The sequence below is a fragment of the Streptomyces yongxingensis genome (assembly GCF_055597465.1).
Genome location: NZ_CM145717.1, coordinates 1,190,555 through 1,215,948, shown reverse-complemented (window position 1 = coordinate 1,215,948; position 25,394 = coordinate 1,190,555). Strand labels below are relative to the sequence as shown.

Below are 25,394 nucleotides of genomic sequence, written 5' to 3'. Positions count from 1 at the left end.
ATGCTGCCCACCGAACCCCCGCTCTCCCTCCACCGCCTCCTGGCCCCGGTCCCGCCGGCCCGGCCGCAGGAGGTCGCGACGGCGGTCCGACAGAGTGCGGCCCCGGCCCCCGCGAAGCCGCCCACCCCCGTCGAACGTCTCCTCGTGGCGGGGCAGGACCAGGTGGGCAACGCGGCGGTGGCGGGCGCGGCGGCCCGGACGAGTCCCGTCGCGCACCCGCCGACGGCCACGGTGGTGGTGCTGAAGCCGAAGCCCGCTCAGGCTCCCGCGTCCCCCTGACCCTCGGCGACGCGCTCGGCGACCTGCCGCTGCAACTCCTCGACCCGCTCCAGGGACGCGTACGCCCGGTCCACCTCGTCGTCCACCGAACCGGCGCCCCAGTTCGAGGGTGAGCGCAGTTCCTTCTCCAACCGGCGGACGGACGTGGTGTGCTCGGTATGCAGGACTTCCAGCAGGGAGCCACCGCAGCCCAGGGCGTCCGCGGCGGCGGAGGACTCGAAGAGGCGGAAGACCGTCGAGCGGCCCGCGCGCAGCTCGCTGAGCCGGTAGCAGACGATCCGGTCCTCCCTGCCGGGATCGGCGGCGGGAATGCGGACGAGCGGCATCAGGTCGGGGTCCCCGGCCAGGAGCCGCAGTTCGGTGTCGATCAGACCGTCCGGCTCGGCCGCCGGGCCGCCCCGGTCGGGCGGTACGGCCAGTTGCCAGGGCTGGTTGGTGAAGAGCGCCAGCAGGCGCAGCCGCCACAGCCCCCCTTCCGCGATGACGAAGACCTCTTCGGGGAACGCGACGCCGTAAGCCTCGTACAGCACCTCGTGCGGGCGCAGCCCGGTGCCGTACAGCGCTCGCGCCAGCCGGGCCATCGACGCGTAGTCGTCGCGTACCGCTTCGGCGCGCAGCCGGTCGAGGGCGTCCGGGGTCATCGCCGGTCTCCTCGTCGGCCTCTTGTTTCGGATGGCTTCTTCGTGACGGCGTCCAAGGCCAGGTTGATGTTCTTCCAGAGCTTGGCGAGTTGGGGGGCGGTCATCGCCGAGATGATCTCCTGGGTCGTCTTGTGCGCCGTGTCGACGGCTTGCTGGAGTACGGGGTCCTGTGCCACCGCCTGGAGCCTGTTCAGGGCCTGGATTTCGGCGTCGAGCCGGTCCCTCAGTGCCCTGACCGCCGGGCTCCTGCCGGTCAGCTTCGGATTGTCGGCCATCAGCATGGCGGCGTCCTCGACATGGGAGAAGATTTTGTTCTGCAGGAGGCGCTGGGCGGTCTCGTCCAGCCCCGGGGTGGCGTGGGTGAACTCCCTGGCGAGGGTGCGGGCGCTGGCGTTCGACTGCGACTGGATGATGAGCGCGTACATCCGGTGGGCGGTGCGCAGTACCTCCTCGCGGCCGCGTACGCGCATTCTGCCCTGGGCGGCCCGGCGGACGGCGAGCGGAGTGACGGTGAGGCCCCGGGCCTCGTCGTCGGGGAGTGGGCTGGTGCCGGTGCTCGCGTCCGGCGCGTACGCCACGGAGAAGTCGGTGCCGAACGCCTTCATGAGCTCGATGCGCATCGCACGGCCCTCAGCGCCGCGCACCCCGAACAGCAGGCCCTGGACCTCCAGCAGGGCCAGGCCCCGGGCGTCCTGGAAGATCCCGCCGACGCGGCCCTGCTGCCGGTCCCACGCCTTGATGAGCATGTTCGGCTCGGTCGGGTAGAGCATCTGCGGATACTTCCTGGCGATGCCGACCCGGATGGCCCGGTCCAGCTCGTTGGCCAGCCGCGTCAGCTGCTTCGCACGGCGGTCGGCCTTCCTGCCCCAGTCGAAGTCGTTGAAGTGGTAGCCGCCGATCGTGAGCAGTGGATGGGCCCCCATCTCGGTAAGCACCTTCTCGTACGCTCTGAGGACGCCCACCCCGCTGATGGCCGCGACGCCGGTGTCGGCGTCCTGGCTCACGATATGCACCTGTTGGTTCACATCCTTGAGGATGTTCACCGCTGACTTGGTGTAATCGGAGCGGATCACCTCGTCCCGGAAGACTCCGTAGGGCAGCGCCCCCTTGTCGCGCAGCCCCTTCTCGTTGGCCTCGGCCCGCCGCTTGTTGGAGCCTTCGAGCTGCTGGTAGGCCGCGCGTACCTCCTCGATGTCGACCTTGCGCTTACGCTTCCCCTTGACCCACCTGGGGGTCCAGACGAAGCCGAAGACCGCCATCAGGAGCTCGGGCTTACGGCCGACCCTGTCGATGGCGCCGCGGATGGCGTCCCCCTCCTGCGGATTGAGCCGCTCGAAGGAGTTGATGCCGATGATGACGGCGGTCCGTGCCGCCGCCATGTCCTGGGCGTGCAGGGCGCCCGTGCCCCGCCACGCCGCGTCGAGGTAGCGGGTGGCGACGTTGGGGTTCTTCATGATCTCGCCGGGGACGGCGGCCATGTTGACGACGAAGCCGATCCAGCGGTCGTTCCTCTCCATGGGCTGGTCGATCGGCTGTAGTTGCACGACCGCGTGCGGGTGGCGCTTGATGGTGAACTTCCCCTGGGCCCGGTCGATCCGGTACGGGAAGAGCTCCTTGTACGAGGTGCTCTTCGAGGGGTTGATGGTCACCATCACGGAGTAGCTGTCGGACCCCTTCTTCTTCAGCTCGATCCGGGTCAGGCGGTGGCGCCGCTTGATGGCCGGGAGCCCCTCCCGTACCGACTCCTCGGTGGCCCCTTCCGCGTCGAGCAGACGCGTCGCCTCGCGGACGGCGGCGTCGAGGGCGCGCCTCCTGGCCGCCTCGGACCGCTTGTCGGGGCGCTTCTTCTTCCGGTCGCCCCTCCGCTTCGGCCTGCGCCGGTCGGGGCGGCGCCGCTGGTCCGGACGCCTGCGCCGGCGCGGTCCGCCCGGCCGCTTCCGGTCCGGGCGGCGCTTCGGCTTCTTCTTGTCGAACCGGGACTTGATCCTGGCCCAGACCTTCTTGACCAGCCCCACGATCTTGTCGATCACCCAGTCCACCGCCCGGTTCACCGGCTTGGACAGGGCCTGGACGATCTGCTTGACCTTCGCGGCGATGCCGCCCACGCCCAGGATCGCGGCCAGGACGCCCAGCAGGACCGGGATGGAACGGGCCAGAGCGCGTTCGATGAGGCCCGGGACGCCGCCGCTGCCGCCTCTCGCGATCGCGATGACCGCGTCCAGGACGGCGTTGACGAACTCGAAGATCTGGCGCGCCTGGGTGACGATGAAGCGCACGATGTCGATGATCAGCTTCACCGCGCGTACGAACGCGGACGCGGGGTTGAGCAGCGAGAGCACCCACATGATCCCGGCCTGGACGATCGTGGGCGTCACATACGCGATGACCTTGTCGAGCAGATCCTTCTTCAGGTCGCCCACGCGCGTCTTGAGGTCCTCCCACATCCCCGCGACGCCCCGCTTGCGGACCTCCGCCACCAGCGGGACCGCGGTCTCGGCCGCCGCCACCGCCGGTTCCATCTTCGGCACCTTGCGGACGATGCGGGAGCGGATGTTGGCCCAGGTCAGTCCGAGCAGGGAGGCGAGCATCTTCAACACGCCCGGCGCGTCGAACTTCGCCGGCAACTCGAGGCCCGCCTCGGCCGTCTTGCCCAGCAGCCAGGACATGATGCCCTGTTGCAGGTGGCGGCCGATGTTCGCCAGGAACTGCCGCAGGCCGGCGCCGACCGCCGAGACCAGGTTGCGCAGGAAGCCGATCGGGTCCTTGAGGATCAGCATGACCGCCGACGCGGCCTTGGCCAGAACCGACAGCAGCAGCCGCTTCAGCTCCAGGATGGTGTTGATGACGGACTTGACCGCGTCCACGGCCTTGGCCACGAGGCCCTTGTTCTTTTCCTTCTCCGCGGCGATCTCGTCGTCGACGGACTTGAGCGCGTCGGTGTACTTGGTGGCCAGCGTGTCGACGAGCTGGGTGCCCTTGTCGTCCACGGACTGGGTGAGTTCGTCGAACTTGTCGGTGAACTCGGCGGCCGCCTGCTGCCCGATGGACCGCAGATCGGCCGGGAGCTTGCGCACCGCGGTCCGCATGTCGGTCCGGCCTTGGGCGATGCGGCGCTTCGCCCGGTTCAGCTCGCCGCCGATGGTGCCGGCGACGTCGGAGATGACCTGCCGCATCCGGCGGACGTAGTTGTCGCGGGCCTCCTCGAAGATCTTGTCCGCTTCGGCGGGCAGCCCGGCGAACAGGTCCCGGACCCACCGCGCCTTGCCTGCCCAGCCCGAGTACCGCCGGTCCTTGTACTCCTCCATCTTCCGTTTGTGCTCGGCGGTGAACGCGTCCCGCGCCGCCTTCTCTTCTCTGCCGAACTGCTCGTCGACGAGCTTGTCGAGGCCGTCGAGAATCGCCTCGACTTCCTTCTTCATCGTGTCGAAGAGGCCCTGCAGGATGGCCGTGACCTGGGCTCGCTTCTCCTCGTCCCGGCCCTTGGCACCGGTCTTGCCCGCGCCGACCTGCTGCCCGGTCCGCACCCGCTGGGCGCCGATCGCGCCCATGGCGGCGGCGCCGAGCCGCTGGGCCCGTGCGGTGGCGGCGCGCAGCTCCTTCTTCTCGTGCCCGCGCATCCGGCCGGGGGCCACCTCGGAGTGCCGTTCGGCGGCCTTCTTCTCGCCCAGGGCGTCCTTGAACGTCGGCTCGTTGGACGTCTTCAACTGCGTCTCGGTGACCTGGGCGTCCGCCATCTGCCGGTCGACCCGTGCGGGACCGGCGGACAGGTCGGTGGCCGACGGCGGCAGTTTGTCCGGTACGGCGTTCGCCGGATTCGGCGTGCCCGGGGTCCCGGGCGGCCGGTCCGGGGTCAGCGGTACGACCTTCTTGGGGACGGCCGCCGAGGTGTCCGGCGGGGCGGCGGTCGTCGTGGCGATCTGCCCGGCCGAGTCCGCCTTGCCCTCGCCGACCTTGCCCCGCACCTCCTGCCGCACCTCATCGGCCTTGCCGGAGTCGGCGAACTTGTCCGCCTCGTCGAGGTTCTTCGGCGCCTTCTCGGCGATCGCCTTCTCGACCGCCCTGATGAACGCGTCCTTGTCGAAGTCCTTCGGCTCGGCCTCGTTCATCTTCTCGGCGTTGGCGGTCTTGCCCTGCGCCTCTTCGTCGTCCTTGGGCGGCCGGGCGGCGTCCTGCGCGGCCCCGGCCTCCGCCTTCGGGGGCGGGTGCGAGCTCGCGACCGAGCGCTTCTTGCGCCGTACGTCCTTCTTCAGCGCGGCGAACTTCGGATCTCCATCCGGGCCGGGCCGTGCCTTGCTCTCCGGCGCGGCACCCGAGTCCGCGGGCGCGGGCGCGGTCTCCGCCGTGTCCATCGGCGCCGGTTCGGCCATGGACGGCTGCCGGGGGCCGGACTCGGTAAGGCGAGCCGCCGCCACCGCGCCATTGCCGACCGTGTCCTGCCCGGTAGGCGGCAACCGGGCGGAGGAGCGTGGCAGCGCCGCCGGACCGCGTCCGCCGGACAAAGCGGCCGTCACCGCCGCATTGGACAGGGGAATCTGGGGCCGTGCGGGGCCGCGTACTTCTGTCCGGTCCTGTGTGGGCGCGGGTACCGTCGTCGACACTCCGGGCCGCAGCGCGAGAGTCTTCGACGGTGGCATCGGACGGGCCCCTCCCACGCATGTCGGTGCCGACAGGAACGTGGCGTCCCGCTGACACTTCCCGACGAGGGTGGCAGCACGGGCGTGACGAGGCCGTCACCCCTGTGTCGTCCCGGCGTCTCCATGAGCGTGGGGAAGCCCCGCGGTCACAGAGGGCCGAGCAGGGCGGTGGTGAGTCCGCACAGCGCCGTGATCAGGTCCTGGCCCAGTGCCCGCCAGGAGTCCTCCGCCGCGGCGCGGTCGATGCGGCCGTTCGCCAGGTCGTATTCCAGCTCGGCGAAGGCGTGTACGGAGAGCTGGCGCACCATGGTGCCGTGCCGGGCGAGGAGTTCGGGGCGGATGCCGTCCCGGCGGATGGCGCCGATCTCGTCCAGGAGCCGGAGCGACGGAGTGTCCAGATGTTCCTGCAGGACGTAGTCGCGCAGTGCGGGTTCGACGAGGGCCTGCGCGAAGAAGCGGGCACGCCATGTCGGCGTGCCCGCTTCGATGTGCTTCTCGACGGTCGGCAGGATCAGGCAGCTGTGGTGCTCCTCCAGGGACACCGTCTCCTGCTCGCGCAGCGCCTCCACCATCGTGATGCGGTGTTTCTCGACCAGACGGGTGTGGTTCGACAGAATCGTCCTGATGAGCCCGTCACGGCTCTCGAAGTGGTACTGCACCGCTGAGTTGTTGCGCTGGCCGGCCGCCTCGCTGATCTGCCTGACCGAGACGTTCGCGAAGCCGCGCTCGGCGTAGAGCCGTTCGGCGGTGCGTATCAGTTTCTCCCGCGCGAGCGCTGAGCGTGGAGACGGCGGGTCGGCCGGGCCGGGAGGAGTCATTCCGTCAGGCTAATGGCACCGGTCGGCCATGTTCCGGCCGCCGCACGGACCGCTCCGCTCGCTCACCGCGCCGCCGTGGAGCGTCACCAGGTGACCCACAGGTCCTCGAACCCGCCCGCCGAGATCCCCTCGCGGACGCGGAGGTCTTCCGGGGCGTCCCGCAGCCGCAGCTCGGGCAGGCGGCTGACGAAGGTGGCCAGGCACACCTGGAGCTCCACCCGGGCCAGCGTCTGTCCCACGCAGAAATGCGGTCCGGCACCGAAGGCGACGTGCTGGGCGCTGTTCTCCCGGCGCGGATCGAACCGGTCGGGATCGGGGAACTTGCGCTCGTCCCGGTTGGCGGCGTGCAGGTTGACGAACAATGTGCTCCCGGCGGCGACCGGCACTCCGTTGACCTCCGTGTCCTCGGTGATGAACCGGGGGATGCCCACCCCGCCGAGCGCGTCCATCCGCAGGGCTTCCTCCACCACTCCCGGCACCAGGCCGGGCTCGGCGACCACGGTTTCGTAGCGCTCCCGCTCCGACAGCAGCATCGCCGTCATCTTGAGGATCATGTTCGAGGTGGTCTCGTGCCCCGCGAGCAGAAGACCGACCACGGTGGCGATCAGCTCGTCGTGGCTGAGCCGGCCGTCCTGGCTGTCGGAGATCTGGGTCAGCTCACTGAGCAGGTCATCACCGGGCCGCGCCCGCTTGCGCTCCACGAGATCGGAGGCGTAGGCGCGGAACTCCGCCTGCGCGTCGTCCACTTCGGCCTGGGTGTAACGGGTCAACGTCAGCAGGGTTTCCGACCAGCGCGCGAACTTGTCCTGGTCCTCGCTCGGCGCGCCCAGCAGCGCGCAGATGACCCGCACGGGAAGGGGGAGGGCCAGCGCCGCGCGGAGATCCGCGGGCGATCCCTTGGTCACCATGGCATCCAGCAACTCGTCGGTCATCTCCTGGATACGCGGGCGCCACGCCTCCATCTTCTTGACCGTGAACGCGCGGCTGAGCAGCCGTCGCCACCTCCGGTGCCCCGGGCCCTCCTTGATGTCCGCGTCGCCCTGGGCGGGCCGGCTGAACATCCCTCCGTCCTCGGTGGTCGACATGCGCGCGGCGCCCTCCCGGGCGAGGTTGCGGCTGAACCGCGGGTCGGTCAGCAGCCCACGGATCTCCTCGTACCCGGTCAGCAGACCGACCACGTCCCCACTGGGCATCCGTACGTGCGCCACGGGGCACGTGGCCCGCGTTTCCGCCCACTCCCGCGGGGGCTCCAGCGCATTCGGCTGCTCGAACGGGTAGTTGGGGATGGCTTGCGTCATGGGGGGACTCCTCCGGTGTCGGGGACCTGTGATCACGGTAAGGCGGTCGTCTTATTAAGACAATCGACTTAGACGGGGTGGCTGACATTCGACCGGCATGGCCAACAGGTGGGGTTGGAGAAGCCGAACCCAGGGAAGGAGGGAGGCGAGCGATGGGGGCGCGACGCTCGGACGTCGCGGACGGCGCGGTGAGTTCACCCGCGCGCACGGGGTCAACAGCTCCCGCCTTTGTCTAAGGAAATTTGCAGATGTTGTCTGCGGGGACCTTTGGGTGCGCTTTCGAGCCGACGGCGAGGCTAGCATCGACATCGAGCCAGCCGGTGTAGCCGCCGACGACCTCGATACATGGGTTATAAAATCGATGGAGGAGTCTTGGTCGACGCCCCGCACCCCCCTGTGTCACTGCCCACTAAGCGGAGCCGCCCCTTCAACCCTCCGGATGGCTACACCCCCCTGCGCGAGCGGGAGCGGATAACGCGCATGAGTTATCACGGCGGGACGCCCGGGTGGCTCATCACGCGTCACGCGGAAGCGAAGGAACTGCTCACCCATAAGAGCTTCAGCGCGCGCCAGGAGGGGATAATCTCTCCTGTCCCCACGGAGCTGGGATACGCTGGTCCGGCCGATCCGGGCGCCTTTGCGAAGACGGATGACCCGATCCACAGCCGGTATCGCAAGCTGGTCACCGGCTTTTTCACGGTTCGGCGCACGCGTCAGTTCGCCCCCATGATCGAGCGAATCGTGCACGAACAACTCGACGACCTGGAAAAGGCCGGGCCGGGCGCCGATCTGGTGGAGGTCTTCACCGAATCCGTTCCCTCCCGGGTGATGTGCGAGATGATCGGCGTCCCCGAATCGGAGCGGAAGACCCTGCAGCGGCACGTGGAGACGCTCGGACGGCTCTCCTGTACCGTTCCCGAGGCGCTTGCCGCGGTGTCCGGGATGAGTGGATTCCTGTCGCGGTTCGTCCCCGTCAGGATGGAGGACCCCCGAGACGACCTCCTCGGAGATTTGATCCGGGGCGGACAGCTCACTGAGCAAGAACTCATGGGCATGACCGCCACGTTGATCACCGGGGCCTTCGACACCACGGGCAACATGCTCGCCATGGGCGTCTTCACCCTGCTCGAGCACCCCGATCAACTCGCCAAGCTCCGCGACGACCCGGAGCTCATGGGGACCGCCGTCGAGGAGCTCCTCCGTTTCCTCACCATCTCCCACCTCGGGGCCAGCCGGTGGGCGCTCGAAGATGTCGAGTTCGCCGGCCAGACCATCAAGAAGGGTGAGGTGGTCACCATCGCCCTCCCCGCGGTCAACCGCGATCCCGAGCGCTACGACAACCCCGATCAGCTGGACGTCGGCCGTACGGACCACGGGCACCTGGCACTCGGCCACGGCGTCCACCAGTGTCTCGGCCAGCACCTCGCCCGCACGATCCTGCGCATCGGCTACGAGGCCCTGTTCGACAGGTTCCCCACGCTGCGACTGGCCGTGCCGAGCGATGAGATCCAGATGCGCGACGACTTCGTGCACTACGGCCCCAGGTCGCTCCCCGTCACCTGGGACGACTGATCGAGAAGTCGAGCGGTAGGTCCGACGGGCGGTGTGGAGTTCTCGCACCGTCCGTCACGCAGGAGTGCCCACACAAGACGTACCACGAACAACAAGGTAGGACTGAGACCCGATGAGGATCACCGCCGACCGTGAGGTGTGCTGTGCGGCGGGCCAGTGCGCGCTGATCGCGCCTGACCTGTTCGACCAGAGCGACGAGGACGGCTCCGTCGTTGTGCTCGACGCGCAGCCCGACACCGGACGGCTGGACGTTCTGCGAGAGGTCGTATCCCGCTGCCCGACCGGTGCGATCCGCCTCGAAGAAGACCTTGGCGCGTGAAAACAGCGCGTGAATTTTCGGGGGCGCGAATAGCGGCGGAGAACGCACAGTGGCAAGGTGCGCACGGCTGGTGAAACGCCATTGAAACCAAATCCCGGGAACACGCCCGGGGGTCAACCACGCCTGAGTGGGTTTCTAGGGTTTCCCTTACGGGGCCGGAGCTAGTGTGGCCGGTGTCCGTCTGGCAATGCGTGTTTTCATTACTTTCAGGGCCGTTGCGCTCTCCCAGCGAACGACGCGTTAAGTGTGGAGTTTCTGATGCCTGCTGCATCCAACCAGAACAAAGCCGTTGAAGCGCTGCGCAAGTCGTTCAAGGAAATCGAGCGGCTCCGGCGTCAGAACCGCCAGCTGACCAGTGCGGCCACCGAGCCCATTGCCATCATCGGTATGGCCTGCCGATTTCCGGGTGGAGTGAACTCCCCGGAAGCGCTGTGGCGGCTGGTCGCCGATGGAACGGACGCCATCTCGCCCTTCCCGACAAACCGCGGCTGGGACGTGGAGGGGATCTACAATCCGGACCCGGAGCATCCGGGTACCAGTTACGTTCGCGAAGGGGGCTTCCTCCACGACGCGGACCAATTCGACTCCGCGTTCTTCGGCATCTCGCCCCGCGAGGCCCTGGCCATGGACCCGCAGCAGCGGCTGCTGCTTGAGACGTCGTGGGAGGTGCTCGAGCGGGCGGGCATCGACCCCGCGTCGCTGCGTGGCAGCCAGACGGGCGTCTTCACCGGCGCCATGCACACCACTTACGCATCAGAGGCCGCGCAGATCCCGGACGAGATCGAGCCGTACCTCCACAACGGCGCCACCACCAGCATCGCCTCGGGCCGTGTCTCCTACACCTTCGGCTTCGAAGGTCCCGCGCTGACCGTGGACACCGCCTGCTCATCGGCGCTGGTCGCCCTGCATCTGGCCACGCAGGCGCTGCGTCAGGGCGAGTGCTCCATGGCGCTGGTCGGCGGTGCGACGGTCATGGTGAGCCCCAAGGGCTTCGTCACCTTCAGCCGCCAGCGCGGACTGGCCGCCGACGGCCGGTGCAAGGCGTTCGCCGACGGAGCCGACGGCACCACATGGTCCGAGGGCATCGGTGTGCTGCTGGTGGAGCGGCTGTCCGACGCCCGGCGCAAAGGGCACCAGATACTGGCGGTGGTGCGCGGCTCCGCCGTGAACCAGGACGGCGCGAGCAACGGTCTGACGGCCCCCAACGGCCCCTCGCAGCGCCGGGTGATCCGGCAGGCCCTGGAGAACTGTGAGCTGACCCCCGGCCAGATCGACGCGGTGGAGGCGCACGGTACGGGTACGACGCTGGGTGACCCGATCGAGGCACAGGCGCTGCTGGCGACGTACGGGCAGGACCGGCCGGACGGGCGGCCGCTGTGGCTGGGCTCGCTGAAGTCCAACTTCGGCCATACGCAGGCCGCTGCCGGTGTGGCCGGCGTCATCAAGATGGTGATGGCGATGCGGCACGGCGTGCTGCCGAAGACGCTGCATGTCGACGCTCCGTCGAGTCACGTGGACTGGTCCGAGGGCCAGGTCGAGCTGTTGACCGAGGCGCGGGCGTGGCCGGAGACGGGCGAGCCGCGCAGGGCCGGCGTGTCCTCGTTCGGCGTGAGCGGGACGAACGCGCATGTGATCCTGGAGCAGGCTCCGGAGGTCGAGACCAAGGCTGACACCACCGAGGAGCCTGCTGACGGTGGTATCGCGGGTCCGGTGGCGTGGGTGGTGTCGGGTAACGGCGATACCGCGTTGCGGGCGCAGGCCGGGCGGCTGCGGGAGTTCGTGGCGGAGCGACCGGAGCTGGGCGCCGCCGATGTGGCTCTCTCGCTGGCGACGACCAGGTTCGCGTTCGCGCAGCGCGCCGTCGTGACCGGGACCAGCCGTGAGGAACTCCTCGAGCGCCTGGAGGCGGTGGCCGAGGGGGCGAAGCGCCCCGGTGTGGTCTGGGGAAAGGACGCCGAAACGCCTGGCCGTTCGGTGTTCGTGTTCCCGGGGCAGGGGGCGCAGTGGCTCGGTATGGGTGTGGGGTTGTTGGAGTCCTCGCCGGTGTTCGCGGAGGCGATGGCCGAGTGTGAGACGGCCCTGTCGGCGTATGTGGACTGGTCGTTGACGGATGTGCTGCGTGGCGCGGAGGGTGCTCCGGGCTTGGACCGGGTGGATGTCGTTCAGCCGGTGTTGTTCGCGGTGATGGTGTCGTTGGCGAAGTTGTGGCGTTCGGTGGGTGTGGAGCCGGACGCGGTGATGGGTCATAGTCAGGGTGAGATCGCGGCGGCGTGTGTGGCGGGTGCGCTGTCGTTGCAGGACGCCGCGAAGGTGGTGGCGTTGCGGTCGCAGGCGATCGCGGCCGGTCTCGCGGGCCGTGGTGGCATGGTCTCGGTCGGACTGTCGGCGGACCAGGTCAAGGAGCGTATCGCCGCCTGGGATGGGGCCATTTCCGTCGCGGCGGTCAACGGTCCCGGTTCGGTCGTGGTGTCGGGTGATCCGGGGGCGCTGGATGAGATGGTCGCGGAGCTCGAGGGTGAGGAGGTGCGGGTTCGCCGGGTCCCGGTGGACTATGCGTCGCATTCGGCGCATGTGGAGGCGATCCGTGAGGAGCTGCTGAAGGTCCTGGCGGGCCTTCAGCCGCGTGCGTCGGAGGTGCCGTTCTATTCGACGGTGTCCGGTGAGCTGGTGGACACGGCTGGTCTGGACGCCGAGTACTGGTACCGCAACCTTCGGCAGACGGTCGAGCTGGAGGCCACCACCCGCACCCTGCTCGATGAGGGTCACACCGTGTTCATCGAGGTGAGCCCGCATCCGGTGTTGACCCTGCCGGTGCAGCAGACGGTGGAGGCCGCTGAGGCGCGGGCGGTGGTCGTGGGGACCCTGCGGCGGGACGAGGGCGGGGCCGAGCGGTTCCTGACCTCCGCCGCCGAGCTTCACGTCAGCGGGGCCAGTGTCGACTGGCGGAAGGTGTTCGCGGGCCACGGCGCCCGCCGCGTTGAATTGCCGACGTATGCCTTCCAGCGGGAGCGTTTCTGGCTCGATGGTCTCGCGGGTGTGGGTGATGTGGGTTCGGTGGGGTTGGGCTCGCTGGGGCATCCGCTGTTGGGTGCGGTGGTGGCGTTGGCGAGCGGTGGCGGGGTGTTGCTCAGCGGGCGGCTGTCGCTGGCCACGCACGGGTGGCTGGCGGATCACGCCGTACACGGCGTGATGCTGCTGCCGGGAACGGCGTTCGTGGAGCTGGTGGTACGGGCGGGCGATCAGGTCGGCTGTGGCCGGGTTGAGGAACTGATCCTGGAAGCGCCGCTGATCGTGCCCGAGAAGGGCGGCGTACACCTTCAGGTCGAGGTGGGGGAGGCGGACGCTTCGGGCTTCCGTGAGGTGAGTGTGTACTCCCGGGAGGAAGCGGAGGGCGAGGGCGCGGCGTGGGTGCGGCATGCCCATGGTGTGCTGGGTTCGGCCGCGCCCGTCTCCGGGGCGCAGTTCGACTTCGGTGTGTGGCCTCCGGCGGGGGCCGAGCCGGTTGATGTGTCGGATGAGTATGTGCGGGCCGCGGAGAACGGGCTGGAGTACGGGCCCGTCTTCCAGGGGTTGAAGCGCGCATGGCGGCGTGATGGTGAGGTGTTCGCGGAGGTTGAGCTCCCGGAGGGGGAGCGGGAGCGGGCGGGCCAGTTCGGTCTGCATCCGGCGTTGTTCGACGCGGCCTTGCATGCGATGGGTGTGAGTGAGGGGCTGGCGGGTGGTTCGGGGAGTTCGCTGCCGTTCTCCTGGCGTGGGTTCGCGCTGGAGGCGGTGGGTGCCACATCGCTGCGGGTGCGATTGGCATCGGTGGGTGCTGGGTCGGATGCGGTGTCGGTGCTGGTGGGGGATGAGTCAGGACGTGGAGTGGCGTCGGTCGAGTCGCTGGTGCTGCGGCCGGTTGACGCGGATCAGCTCAATGCCGTGAGCGGGGCGGCGCGGGATGCGCTGTTCCGGGTCGAGTGGCTGGGCGTGCCCGGGGCTGTGGTGGCGGGCGAGGTGCCGCCGGGGACTGAGGTTATGCGGGTGGTGTCCGGTGGTGTGGATGTGGTGGGTGAGGTGTATGGGTGGGTTCTTGGGGTCTTGGAGCGGGTGCAGGAGTGGCTGGCGGACGAGGACCGTGCGGGTGAGCGGTTGGTGGTGGTGACCCGGGGCGCTGTCGACGCGGGCGAGGGCGTGGCGGATATGGCGGGAGCCGCGGTGTGGGGTCTGGTGCGGTCCGCGCAGTCGGAGAACCCCGGGCGTCTGGTGCTGGTGGACACCGATGACCCGGAGGGAGTCGACGGTCTGCTTCCCGGGGTGCTGGCTTTGGGTGAGGAGCAGGTGGTGGTGCGGTCGGGTGCGGTGCGGGTGCCGCGCCTGGGCCGGTCGCTGCCTTCGGGTGACGCCCCGGAGCCGGGGGTGTTCGGCGCCGGTGCGGTGCTGGTGACGGGGGGCACGGGTGTGCTGGGCGGCTTGGTGGCCCGGCATCTGGTGACCCGGCATGACGTCAGGAAGCTGGTGCTGCTGTCTCGCCGTGGTGCGGAGGCCGAGGGTGCGGCGGAGTTGCGGGCGGAGTTGGAGGCCGCCGGTGCCGAGGTGGTGATCGCGGCGTGTGACGCCGCGGACCGGGAGGCTCTGGCCGGGGTGTTGTCGGGGTTGCCGGAGGGTTTTGGTCTGAGTGGTGTGGTGCATGCGGCGGGCGTGCTCGATGACGGGCTGCTGACGTCGCTGACCCGGGAGCGGGTTGAGCCGGTGTTGCGGGCGAAGGTGGACGCGGCGTGGAATCTGCATGAGCTGACCGAGGGGATGGACCTGTCGGCGTTCGTGCTGTTCTCCTCGGCCACCGGTGTGCTGGGCGGCGCCGGGCAGAGCAACTACGCGGCGGCGAACGTGTTCCTGGACGGCCTGGCGTCGTGGCGCCGGACGCGGGGGCTGCCGGGTGTGTCGATGGCGTGGGGCCTGTGGGCCGAGGCCAGCGGTATGACCGGCCACCTCGGCGAGGACGACGTCCAGCGGATATCCCGCTCGGGTCTGGTACCACTGGCCACGGACGAGGGGCTTGAGCTGTTCGACGCCGCTCTGGTCTCGGACACCGCGGTCCCCGTTCTCTTCCGGCTGGACATCCCGGCGCTGCGTGCGCAGGGCGCCGAACTTCCCGTTCTCTTCCGCAACGTCGTACCGGGGATGACGGTCCGGCGTGTCGCGGGCGCCGGGGACGCGGGCGGGGACGACATCGCCGCCCGCCTGCGGCGGCGACTGCTCAGCATGTCCGAGGCGGACCAGGAGCAGTTCCTGCTCGAGGAGCTGATCCGCATCCAGGTGGCCGCCGCCTTGGGGCACGCCAAGTCGGACACCGTGGAGGTGGGACGGCCCTTCAAGGAGCTGGGCTTCGACTCGCTCACCGCCGTGGAACTGCGGAACCGTCTGAGCGCGGAAACGGGTCTGCGCCTCCCGGCCACGCTCGTCTTCGACTACCCGAACCCGACCGTCCTGGCGGGCTATCTGCGCTCGGAGATCCTCGGGGCGCACGACACGGCCATCGCGGCACCGGCGGCGGGCGGATCCTCCAACGTCCCGGCAGGCACGGACGACGACCCGATCGCGATCGTCGCCATGAGCTGCCGCTTCCCCGGCGGGGTGCGGACGCCCGAGGAGTTGTGGCAGCTGGTGATGGCGGGCACCGATGCCACGTCGTCGCTCCCGTCCAACCGTGGCTGGGACCTCGAGTCGACGTACGACCCGGACCCCGCGCGCGAGGGCACCTACTACGCCCGCAACGGTGGCTTCCTCTATGAGGCGGACCAGTTCGACCCCGCGTTCTTCGGGATCTCGCCGCGCGAGGCGCTGTCGATGGACCCGCAGCAGCGGCTGCTGCTGGAGACGTCGTGGGAGGCGTTCGAGCGGGCCGGTATCGCCCCCGAGACGGCGAAGGGAAGCCGGACCGGCGTCTTCGTCGGCGTCGTGTACAACGACTACGGCACCCGGCTGCAAGGGAACGCTCCCGAGGGCTTCGAGGGCTACCTCGGCACCGGCAGCGCGGCCAGCGTGGCCTCCGGTCGGATCTCCTACACCCTGGGCCTCGAGGGTCCGGCCGTGACGGTGGACACCGCGTGCTCGTCGTCGCTGGTCGCGCTGCACCTGGCGGTCCAGGCGCTGCGCCAGGGCGAGTGCGACATGGCGCTGGCCGGTGGCGCGACGGTGATGTCGACACAGGCCGGGCTGGTGGACTTCAGCCGACAGCGGGCGCTGTCCGCGGACGGCAAGTGCAAGGCGTTCAGCAATCGCGCCGACGGATTCGGATTCGCCGAGGGCGTCGGGCTGCTGCTCGTGGAACGGCTGTCGGACGCCCGGCGCAAGGGCCACGAGGTGCTGGCCCTCGTCCGGGGTTCGGCGGTCAATCAGGACGGCGCGTCCAACGGCCTGACCGCCCCGAACGGCCCGTCGCAGCAGCGGGTGATCCGCGCGGCGCTCGAGACCGCCCGCCTGTCGGGCGCCGAGGTCGACGCGGTGGAGGCGCACGGCACCGGCACCTCGCTGGGTGACCCGATCGAGGCGCAGGCGCTGCTGGCCACCTACGGCCAGGGGCGGCCGGAGGACCAGCCGCTGTGGCTGGGCTCCATCAAGTCCAACATCGGCCACTCGCAGGCCGCCGCCGGTGTGGCCGGTGTCATCAAGATGGTGATGGCGATGCGTCACGGTGTGCTGCCGCAGACGCTCCACATCGATGAGCCGTCACAGCACGTGGACTGGACGGCGGGCGACATCGAGCTGCTCACCGAGGCCACGGCCTGGCCGGAGACGGGGCACCCGCGCCGCGCCGGCGTGTCGTCCTTCGGCGTGAGCGGGACGAACGCGCACGCGGTCCTGGAGCAGGCTCCGGCCGCCGAGACGGCCGAGGTCGCTGAGGCCGAGGTCGCCGACGGTCCGGTGGCGTGGCTGGTGTCCGGCCGTACCGCGGAGGGGCTGCGGGCGCAGGCCGGGCGGCTGCGGGAGTTCGTGGTGGAGCGGCCGGAGCTGAGTGCCGCGGATGTGGCGTTCTCGCTGGTGGCGTCGCGGTCGGTGTTCGAGCACCGTGGGGTGGTGACGGGGGCCGATCGTGAGGAGCTCCTGGAGCGGCTGGGCGCGTTGGCCGGGGACGAGGTCGCCTCGGGTGTGACACGTGGTGTGGCGGACGTGCGGGGCCGGTCGGTGTTCGTGTTCCCCGGTCAGGGGGCGCAGTGGGTCGGTATGGGCGTGGGGCTGCTGGAGTCCTCGCCGGTGTTCGCCGAGGCGATCGGCGAGTGTGAGAAGGCCCTGTCGGCTTATGTGGACTGGTCGCTGACCGAGGTGCTGCGTGGCGCGGAGGGTGCTCCTGGTTTCGACCGGGTGGATGTCGTTCAGCCGGTTCTGTTCGCGGTGATGGTGTCGCTGGCGAAGCTGTGGCGTTCGGTGGGTGTGGAGCCGGACGCGGTGATGGGGCACAGCCAGGGCGAGATCGCCGCGGCCTGTGTGGCCGGTGCGCTGTCGCTCCAGGACGCCGCCAAGGTCGTCACCTTGCGCTCGCAGGCCATCGCGGCCGGTCTGGCCGGCCGTGGCGGCATGGTGTCCGTCGGCCTGTCGGTCGAGCAGGTCAAGGAGCGTATCGCCGCCTGGGATGGCGCGATCTCCGTCGCGGCGGTCAACGGCCCGGGTTCGGTCGTGGTGTCCGGTGACCCGGGGGCGCTGGATGAGATGGTGGCGCTGCTGGAGGGTGAGGAGATCCGGGTCCGTCGGGTTCCGGTGGACTACGCCTCGCACTCGGCACATGTGGAGGCGATCCGCGAGGAGCTGCTGGAGGTCCTGGCGGACCTTGAGCCGCGTGTGTCGGAGGTGCCGTTCTACTCGACGGTGTCCGGTGAGCTGGTGGACACCATCGGTCTGGACGCCGAGTACTGGTACCGCAACCTGCGGCAGACCGTTGAGCTGGAGGCCACCACCCGTACCCTGCTCGACAGTGGCCACGGCGTGTTCATCGAGGTGAGCCCGCACCCGGTCCTCACCCTGCCGGTGCAGCAGACGGTGGAGGCCGCTGAGGCCCAGGCCGTGGTCGTCGGCACGCTGCGACGCGACGAGGGCGGCCTGGAGCGGTTCCTGAGCTCCGCCGCCGAGCTTCACGTCAGCGGGGGCGGCGTCGACTGGCGGAAGGTGTTCGCCGGACACGGGGCCCGCCGGGTGGACCTGCCGACGTACGCGTTCCAGCGCCAGCGGTACTGGCTGGACGCCCTCTCGGCCGCCGAGGTGACGGCCGCCGGTGACGGCTTGAGCGCGGACGCCGTGGACGCGCGCTTCTGGGAGGCCGTCGAGCGCGAGGACCTGGAGGCGCTGGCGCGGACGTTGGAGGTGGAGGACGAGCAGCAGCAGTCGTCGCTGACGGCGTTGCTTCCCGCCCTCTCGTCCTGGCGTCGCCAGCGGCGTGAGCAGAACACGGTGGACGGCTGGCGCTACAAGGCGGTCTGGAAGCCCGTGGCGTCCGCGTCCGAGACGACGCTCTCGGGCACCTGGCTCGTGGCCGTTCCGGAAGCCCGTGATGACGATGCTCTGGTTGCCGCCGTGCTGGATGGCCTGGCCGGGCGCGGTGCGCGCCTGGTTCGCGTGGTCGTCGGGGCGACGGATGGCCGTGAGGCGATCACGGAGCGGCTGCGTGTGGCGCTGGACGGCGCGGCGGTGGAGCCGTCGGGCGTGGCGGGTGCGTTCTCGCTGCTGGGTCTTGACGAGTCGGCGCATGAGTCGTTCGAGGTCGTCCCGGCTGGACTGGCGGCGACGGTGGGCCTGGTCCAGGGGCTGGGCGACGCGGGGGTGGTGGCTCCGCTGTGGTGCGGCACCCGGGGTGCGGTGTCGGTGGGTCGCTCCGACCGGCTGGTGAGCCCGGTGCAGGCGATGGTGTGGGGCCTGGGCCGCATCGTGGGGGCGGAGTACCCCCAGCGCTGGGGCGGCGTCGTGGACCTGCCCGAGACCATGGACAGCCGCGCGGTGGCCCGCCTGGCCGGAGTGCTGGCCGGTGCGGAGACCGAGGATCAGGTCGCGGTGCGTGGCTCGGGTGTGTTCGCCAAGCGGCTGGTGCGGGCCTCCGCGCCGGAGGCCACGACCGCCGATGGCTGGCGTGCGCGTGGTTCGGTGCTGGTGACCGGTGGTACGGGTGCGCTGGGTGGTCATGTGGCCCGGTGGCTGGCGCGTACGGGTGCCGAGCATCTGGTGCTGACCAGCCGTCGTGGCATGGAGGCCGAGGGCGCCGCCGAGTTGAAGGCGGAGCTGGAGGAGCTCGGTGCCCGGGTGACCGTGGCGGCCTGTGACGCGGCCGACCGTGAGGCGCTGGCCGCAGTACTGAGGGGAATCCCGCAGGAGTTCCCGCTGACCGCCGTGGTGCACACCGCCGGTGTGCTCGATGACGGCGTCCTGGACGCGCTGACGGTGAGTCGGGCGGCCGGTGTGTTGCGCCCGAAGGTGGACGCGGCCCGCAATCTGCACGAGCTGACCGCCGGGATGGATCTGTCGGCGTTCGTGCTGTTCTCCTCGGCCGCCGGGACGTTGGGCGGCCCGGGGCAGGGCAGCTACGCGGCGGGCAACGCCTACCTCGACGCGCTGGCGTCGCAGCGCCGCGCCGATGGCCTTCCGGCCACCTCCGTCGCCTGGGGCGCCTGGGCCGGAGGCGGCCTGGTGACGGGCGCGGTCGGCGAGCAGATGACCCGATCGGGGATGCTGGCCATGTCCCCTGAGCTGGCGATTTCCGCGCTGCAGCAGGCGTTGGACCTCGACGAGACGTTCCTCGCCGTCGCGGACATCGACTGGACGCGCTTCGAGGCGGACGCCGTCGACACCCCCCTCTTCCGCGAGCTGCGGAACGCGCGGAGCGCCACCACGGAGAAGCAGTCCACGGCGGGCAGCGCCGACCCCGGACGGGTGGAACTGCACGACCGGCTGGAAGCCATGCCCCGGGAGAAGCGCGAAGCGGCGCTGCGGGACCTGGTGCGTGCCCAGGCCGCCGATGTCCTCGCGCACGACAGCGCGGACGCGGTCGCCTCGGACCGTGCCTTCCGCGACCTCGGCTTCGACTCGCTGACCGCAGTTGAACTGCGCAATCGGATCGGTGCGGCGACCGGGCTGCGGCTGCCGGTCAGCCTGGTCTTCGACTACCCCACGCCCACGGTGCTGGCGCGGTTCCTGCACGGCGAGATGTTCGGCACCGAGGAAGGCGGCGTCGCCGAGACCACGCCGACCCGGTCGGACTCGTTCGACGAGCCCATCGCGATCGTGGCGATGAGCTGCCGGTTCCCGGGCGGTGTGCGGACTCCCGAGCAGCTGTGGGACGTGGTGAACGCCGGAGTCGACACGATCTCCGGCTTCCCCGACGACCGTGGCTGGGACCTCGAGGGGCTGTACGACCCCGACCCCGACAAGCCGGGCAAGACCTACGCCCGCACCGGCGGTTTCCTGGACAACGTCTCCGACTTCGACCCGGACTTCTTCGGCATCTCGCGGCGTGAGGCCCTGGCCATGGACCCCCAGCAGCGGCTGTTGCTGGAGACGTCCTGGGAGGCGTTCGAGCGTGCCGGTATCGACCCGGCGGCGCTGCGCGGCAGCCAGGCGGGTGTCTTCATCGGCTCGAACTACCAGGACTACAGCGGGCGGGCCATCAGCGCACCGGACGGTGTGCAGGGCTATCTCGGACTCGGCAGCGCGTCGAGCGTCGCCTCCGGCCGCCTCTCCTACACCTTCGGTTTCGAGGGCCCGGCCGTGACGGTGGACACCGCGTGCTCGTCGTCGCTGGTCGCCCTGCACCTGGCCTGCCAGTCGCTGCGCCAGGGCGAGTGCGACATGGCGCTGGCCGGCGGTGTGACCGTCATGGCCACGCCGGGCACGTTCGTCGAGTTCAGCGCCCAGCGCGTGCTCTCGCCGGACGGACGCTGCAAGGCGTTCTCCGCCGAGGCCGATGGCACGGGCTGGTCCGAGGGTGTGGGCCTGCTCCTGGTGGAGCGGCTGTCGGACGCCCGGCGCAAGGGCCACAAGGTGCTGGCCGTCGTCCGTGGCTCGGCGATCAACCAGGACGGCGCGTCCAACGGCCTGACGGCGCCGAACGGCCCGTCGCAGCAGCGGGTGATCGGCAAGGCTCTGGAGAACGCCGGCCTGTCGGCCGCCGATGTGGACGCGGTGGAAGCCCACGGCACGGGCACCTCGCTGGGTGACCCGATCGAGGCGCAGGCGCTGCTGGCCACCTACGGCCAGGGACGGCCGGAGGACCGGCCGCTGTGGCTGGGCTCCATCAAGTCGAACATCGGACACACGCAGGCCGCCGCCGGTGTGGCCGGTGTCATCAAGATGGTGATGGCGATGCGCGCGGGCGTGCTGCCGAAGACGCTGCACGCGGACGAGCCCTCGCCGCACATCGACTGGACCAGCGGCGCCGTGTCCCTGCTGCACGAGCCGACCCCGTGGCCGGAGACGGACCATCCGCGCCGGGCGGCCGTGTCGTCCTTCGGGATCAGCGGCACCAACGCGCACACCATCATCGAGGCGGCTGACGCCGTCGAGTCGCCGTCGCCGGAGACGGGCGGCGAGGTCACCGGTTCGCCGGCCGACATCACGGTGGTTCCGTGGCTGCTCTCCGGGGGCAGCCCTGATGCGCTGAGCGCTCAGGCCGGGCGACTGCGCGAGTTCGACAGCGTGCGTACCGCGCACGCCGGTGACGTCGCCGACATCGGCTATTCGCTGGCGACGACCCGTTCCGCCCTGCCCTACCGCGCCGTCGTGGTCGCCGAGGAGCCGGCGCAGTTCCGGTCCGGACTCGACGCGCTGGCGGAGGGCAGGAACGCGGCCACTCTGGTCCAGGGCGTGGCGCGGGCCGAGCACAAGACGGCGTTCCTGTTCTCGGGCCAGGGCGCGCAGCGGCTGGGCATGGGCCGGGAGCTGTACGACGCCTTCCCGGTGTTCGCCCAGGCGCTGGACGAGGTGTGCGCACATCTCGATGTGCTGCTCGACCGTCCGCTGACCGAGGTGATCTTCGCGGCCGAGGGCAGTGCGGATGCCGAGCTGCTGGATCAGACGGCGTTCACCCAGCCCGCGCTCTTCGCCGTCGAGGTGGCGCTGTTCCGGCTGCTGGAGCACTGGGGTGTCACTCCGGATGTGCTGATCGGCCACTCCATCGGTGAGGTCGCCGCCGCGCATGTGGCGGGCGTCTTCTCGCTGGAGGACGCGTGCGCGCTGGTGGCGGCGCGTGGCCGGCTGATGCAGGCGCTGCCCGAGGGCGGCGCGATGGTCGCCGTCCAGGCGCCCGAGGAGGAGATCGCCGCGTCGCTGGCCGGGCGCGAGGCCGAGGTGAGCATCGCCGCGATCAACGGCCCGACCTCCGTGGTCATCGCGGGCGATGAGCCCGCCGTGCTGGAGATCGCCGGACAGTGGGAGCGGGAGGGCCGCAAGACGCGCCGCCTGCGCGTCAGCCACGCCTTCCACTCCCCGCGCATGGACGGAGTGCTCGGTGACTTCCGGAAGGTCGTCGAGGGGCTGTCGTTCGCTTCACCGGCCATCTCCCTGGTCTCCAACGTCACCGGCACGTCGGTGGACGCGGATGAGGTGTGCTCGCCGGATTACTGGGTGCGGCATGTGCGGGAGGCGGTGCGGTTCGCGGACGGGGTACGGGCCCTGGAGAACCTGGGCGTGACGTCGTTCGTGGAGGTGGGCCCGGACGGTGTGCTCACCGCGATGGCCCAGGACTGCCTGACGGCTGGGGAGTCCGATGGCGGGCCCGCTGCTTCCCTCGTACCCGTGCTGCGCAAGGACCGGCCCGAGATCCAGTCGCTGACCATGGCGCTGGCCGAACTGCACGTCCACGGCACCATGGTGAAGTGGGACGCGGTGTTCGCCGGGCGTGGCGCCCGGCGGGTGGAGCTGCCCACCTACGCCTTCCAGCGGCAGCGCTACTGGCTCGAATCGGCGCCGGCCGCCGGCGGAGACGTGACGTCGGCGGGGCTGGACTCACCCGACCACCCGCTCCTCGGCGCCGCCGTCGCCCTCGCCGACACCGACTCCTACCTGTTCACCGGCCGTCTGTCCGTCTCCACCCAGCCGTGGCTGGCCGACCACGCCTTCGCGGACACCGTCCTCTTCCCCGGCACGGCCTTCGTGGAGCTGGCCCTGCGCGCGGCGGAGCAGGTGGGCTACGAGCGGCTGGACGAGCTGACCATTGAGATGCCGCTGGTCCTGCCCGCACGGGGCGCGGTCCAGATCCAGCTCACCGTGGGCGAGCCGGACGACTCCGGAGCCCGTTCGCTCAACCTGTACTCCAGGCCCGAGGACGCCCAGCCGGACGCCCCCTGGACACGCCACACGACCGGCCTGCTCACCAGGGACCCGTCCACCACGGCACCGGAGTCCGTGGCCGCCGACTTCGCCGTGTGGCCGCCCGAGGACGCGAAGCCGATCGACGTGGCAGACCTCTACGACCGGTTCATCGACGTCGGCTTCGCCTACGGCCCGGCCTTCCAGGGGCTGCGAGCCGCCTGGCGCCGTGGTGACGAGATCTTCGCCGAGGTCGACCTGCCCGAGACACAGGAAGCCGACGCCGCCCGGTACGGTCTGCACCCGGCGCTGCTCGACGCCTCGCTGCACACCGTCGCGTTCAAGCCGTCCGGCACCGACGGCAGCACCCTTCCGTTCTCCTGGAACGGGGTGACCCTCCACACCGCTGGCACGTCCGCACTGCGCGTACGGCTCGGGACCGTCGGCGAGGACACGGTCTCCCTGCACGCCACCGACACCTCCGGCGCGCTCGTCGCCTCGGTCGACTCTCTCGTGCTGCGGCCCGTGGCCCCGGAGCAGGTGAACTCCGCCCAGCCGTACGAGTCGCTGTACCAGGTCGAGTGGGTGCCCACCGCCCCGGACACCTCCCGCGCCCCGGAGGCGAGCGGGGCCGGGCGCTGGGCCCTTGTCGGCCCCGACCAGGTCGAGGTGGCGGGCGTCCTCGGGTCGGCCGGTGTCACCGTGGACACCTACCCGGACCTCGCGGCCCTGGCCGGGGCCATCGACGCGGGCGCCACCGCGCCCGAGGTCGTCCTGGCCGCGCACATGTCCCGTACCCGCCGGACGCAGGAGCTGGCGGACGCGGTTCGGGAAGCCGGTCACCGCGCCCTCGACCTGCTCAAGAGCTGGCTGGCCGACGAGCGCTTCGGCGCCTCCCGGCTGGCGTTCCTCACCCAGGGGGCCATCGCGGCGGGCGACGACACCGATGTGGCCGACCCCGCCGCCGCGGCCGTCTGGGGCCTGGTGCGCTCGGCCCAGTCCGAGAACCCCGACCGGTTCGTCCTGGCCGACCTGGACGACCAGGACGGCTCACGCCGGATCCTCCCGGTGGCGCTCACCGCCGACGAGCCACAGATCGTGGTCCGCGACGGCGAGGTCCTGGCCGGCCGGCTGGCCCGCGTCCCGGCTCGTGGCAACGCGCCCGAGCAGGACACAGCCACGACCGGCATCACCTGGGACCCGCAGGGCACCGTCCTGGTCACCGGAGCGGCGTCCGGCCTCGGCGGCCTGGTCGCCCGGCACCTCGTCGGCGAGCACGGCGTCCGCCACCTGGTGCTGGTCAGCCGCCGCGGTCTCGCCGCGGACGGCGCGGCCGAACTGCGCACGGAGCTGGCGGACCTCGGCGCCCACGCCACGGTCGCCGCCTGCGACACCGCCGACCGCGACTCCCTCGCCGCGCTTCTGGCCTCCCTGCCGGACGAGCACCCGCTCACCGCCGTGGTTCACACCGCGGGCGTGCTGGACGACGGCGTCGTCGAGGCCCTCACACCCGAGCGCATCGACCGCGTGCTGCGACCCAAGGTCGACGCGGTGCTCAACCTGCACGAGCTGACCGCCGGGCTCGACCTGTCCGCGTTCGTGCTCTTCTCCTCGCTCTCCGGGACCCTCGGCGGCACCGGCCAGGCCAACTACGCGGCCGCCAACGCCTTCCTGGACGCGTTCGCGCGGCGGCGCCGGGCCGAGGGCCTTCCCGCCCAGTCGCTCGCCTGGGGCCTGTGGGAGGAGCGCAGCGGCATGACCGGCAAGCTGGACGAGGCCCATATGCGGCGCCTCGCCCGTGAAGGCGTGACGCCGATGGCCTCCGAGGAGGCGCTGGCCCTGTTCGACGCCGCTTGCGGCATCGACGCGGCCACCCTGGTTCCGGCACGGCTCAACGCCTCGGCGTGGCGAGCCCAGGACGGGCCGATCCCGGCCCTGCTACGGGGCATCATCCGGACCACGGCTCGGCGCGGCCCCGCGAGGACATCCACGGCCGGTTCCGGCGCCGACCCCGCCGACCTGCGTCGCCGTATCGGCTCGATGAAGCCCGCCGCCCGGCAGCAGGCGCTCCTGGAACTGGTGACCGAGCACGCGGCCAGGGCGCTGGGCCACGACAACACTCGCGCCATCGTCCCGGACCGTGGATTCCTCGAGCTCGGCTTCGACTCGCTGACCGCGGTCGGACTGCGCAACCAGCTGGGCACGGTGACCGGCCTTCGGCTGCCCGCCACCCTGCTGTTCGACTACACGACGTCCAGGGCGCTGGCCGGGTATCTGGCGGAGGAACTCGTCGCGGAAGAGCCGGACGCGTCGGTGGTGCTGCCGGTCCTGTCGGAGCTGGAGAAGCTGGAGAACTCCTTCGCCGAGGTGGTGGCGGACGAAGCCGCCAGGACACGCCTCACATCACGCTTGCAGCAGGTGCTGGCGAAGCTGACCGCAGGGCAGCAGACCCAGACGACGAACGGTGAGGTCGCTGCCGCCGACAAGTTCGAGTCGGCGACCGACGACGAGATCTTCGATTTCCTCGACGAGGAGCTCGGAACGTCGTGAGCGGAACGCACCCCGTC

At 70.7% G+C, this 25,394-nt stretch carries 8 protein-coding genes; 4 read left to right on the top strand and 4 right to left on the bottom strand.

Annotation, left to right across the window (positions count from 1 at the left end; genetic code table 11):
* Positions 1-279 carry a hypothetical protein gene (locus tag ACZ6TD_RS05085; RefSeq protein ID WP_471351113.1) on the top strand — a complete coding sequence of 93 codons (279 nt, stop codon included), beginning with the start codon at positions 1-3 and terminating at the stop codon, positions 277-279.
* On the opposite strand, the gene ACZ6TD_RS05080 is transcribed toward ACZ6TD_RS05085, so the two are convergent.
* The 4 genes from ACZ6TD_RS05080 to ACZ6TD_RS05065 form a co-directional block, all read right to left on the bottom strand.
* Positions 258-920, bottom strand: coding sequence for a hypothetical protein (locus tag ACZ6TD_RS05080; RefSeq protein WP_471351111.1), 663 nt, complete (start codon positions 918-920; stop codon positions 258-260). The genes ACZ6TD_RS05085 and ACZ6TD_RS05080 overlap by 22 nt on opposite strands.
* A complete protein-coding gene (locus tag ACZ6TD_RS05075; protein WP_471351109.1) occupies positions 917-5,431 on the bottom strand; it encodes a phage tail protein in 4,515 nt (1,504 codons plus the stop codon). The genes ACZ6TD_RS05080 and ACZ6TD_RS05075 overlap by 4 nt, the downstream gene beginning before the upstream one ends.
* Positions 5,432-5,700: 269 nt before the next feature.
* Complete coding sequence (locus ACZ6TD_RS05070; RefSeq protein WP_471351107.1) at positions 5,701-6,372, bottom strand: TetR/AcrR family transcriptional regulator; 672 nt, start codon at positions 6,370-6,372, stop codon at positions 5,701-5,703.
* Between the two features lie 83 nt (positions 6,373-6,455).
* The gene (locus ACZ6TD_RS05065) at positions 6,456-7,670 is read right to left on the bottom strand and encodes a cytochrome P450 (protein WP_471351104.1); all 1,215 of its coding nucleotides are present in this window, start codon (positions 7,668-7,670) and stop codon (positions 6,456-6,458) included.
* Positions 7,671-8,150: 480 nt separating this feature from the next.
* On the opposite strand from ACZ6TD_RS05065, the gene ACZ6TD_RS05060 reads away from it, so the two are divergent.
* The 3 genes from ACZ6TD_RS05060 to ACZ6TD_RS05050 all read left to right on the top strand — a co-directional run bounded on the left by ACZ6TD_RS05060 (position 8,151) and on the right by ACZ6TD_RS05050 (position 25,377).
* A complete protein-coding gene (locus tag ACZ6TD_RS05060) occupies positions 8,151-9,242 on the top strand; it encodes a cytochrome P450 (RefSeq protein ID WP_471351102.1) in 1,092 nt (363 codons plus the stop codon).
* Positions 9,243-9,354: 112 nt separating this feature from the next.
* Positions 9,355-9,561: a ferredoxin gene (locus tag ACZ6TD_RS05055; RefSeq protein ID WP_471351100.1), complete on the top strand. Its 207-nt coding sequence runs from the start codon at positions 9,355-9,357 to the stop codon at positions 9,559-9,561.
* Positions 9,562-9,819: 258 nt separating this feature from the next.
* Positions 9,820-25,377 carry a type I polyketide synthase gene (locus tag ACZ6TD_RS05050; protein WP_471351098.1) on the top strand — a complete coding sequence of 5,186 codons (15,558 nt, stop codon included), beginning with the start codon at positions 9,820-9,822 and terminating at the stop codon, positions 25,375-25,377.
* The last annotated feature ends 17 nt before the right edge of the window (positions 25,378-25,394 follow it).

What these genes read in the sequence shown, in the direction of transcription:
- ACZ6TD_RS05085 (WP_471351113.1), top strand. Translation starts at nt 1, where the DNA reads ATGCTGCCCACCGAACCCCCGCTCTCCCTCCACCGCCTCCTGGCCCCG.
- ACZ6TD_RS05080 (WP_471351111.1), bottom strand. Translation starts at nt 920, where the DNA reads ATGACCCCGGACGCCCTCGACCGGCTGCGCGCCGAAGCGGTACGCGAC.
- ACZ6TD_RS05070 (WP_471351107.1), bottom strand. Translation starts at nt 6,372, where the DNA reads ATGACTCCTCCCGGCCCGGCCGACCCGCCGTCTCCACGCTCAGCGCTC.
- ACZ6TD_RS05065 (WP_471351104.1), bottom strand. Translation starts at nt 7,670, where the DNA reads ATGACGCAAGCCATCCCCAACTACCCGTTCGAGCAGCCGAATGCGCTG.
- ACZ6TD_RS05060 (WP_471351102.1), top strand. Translation starts at nt 8,151, where the DNA reads ATGAGTTATCACGGCGGGACGCCCGGGTGGCTCATCACGCGTCACGCG.
- ACZ6TD_RS05055 (WP_471351100.1), top strand. Translation starts at nt 9,355, where the DNA reads ATGAGGATCACCGCCGACCGTGAGGTGTGCTGTGCGGCGGGCCAGTGC.
- ACZ6TD_RS05050 (WP_471351098.1), top strand. Translation starts at nt 9,820, where the DNA reads ATGCCTGCTGCATCCAACCAGAACAAAGCCGTTGAAGCGCTGCGCAAG.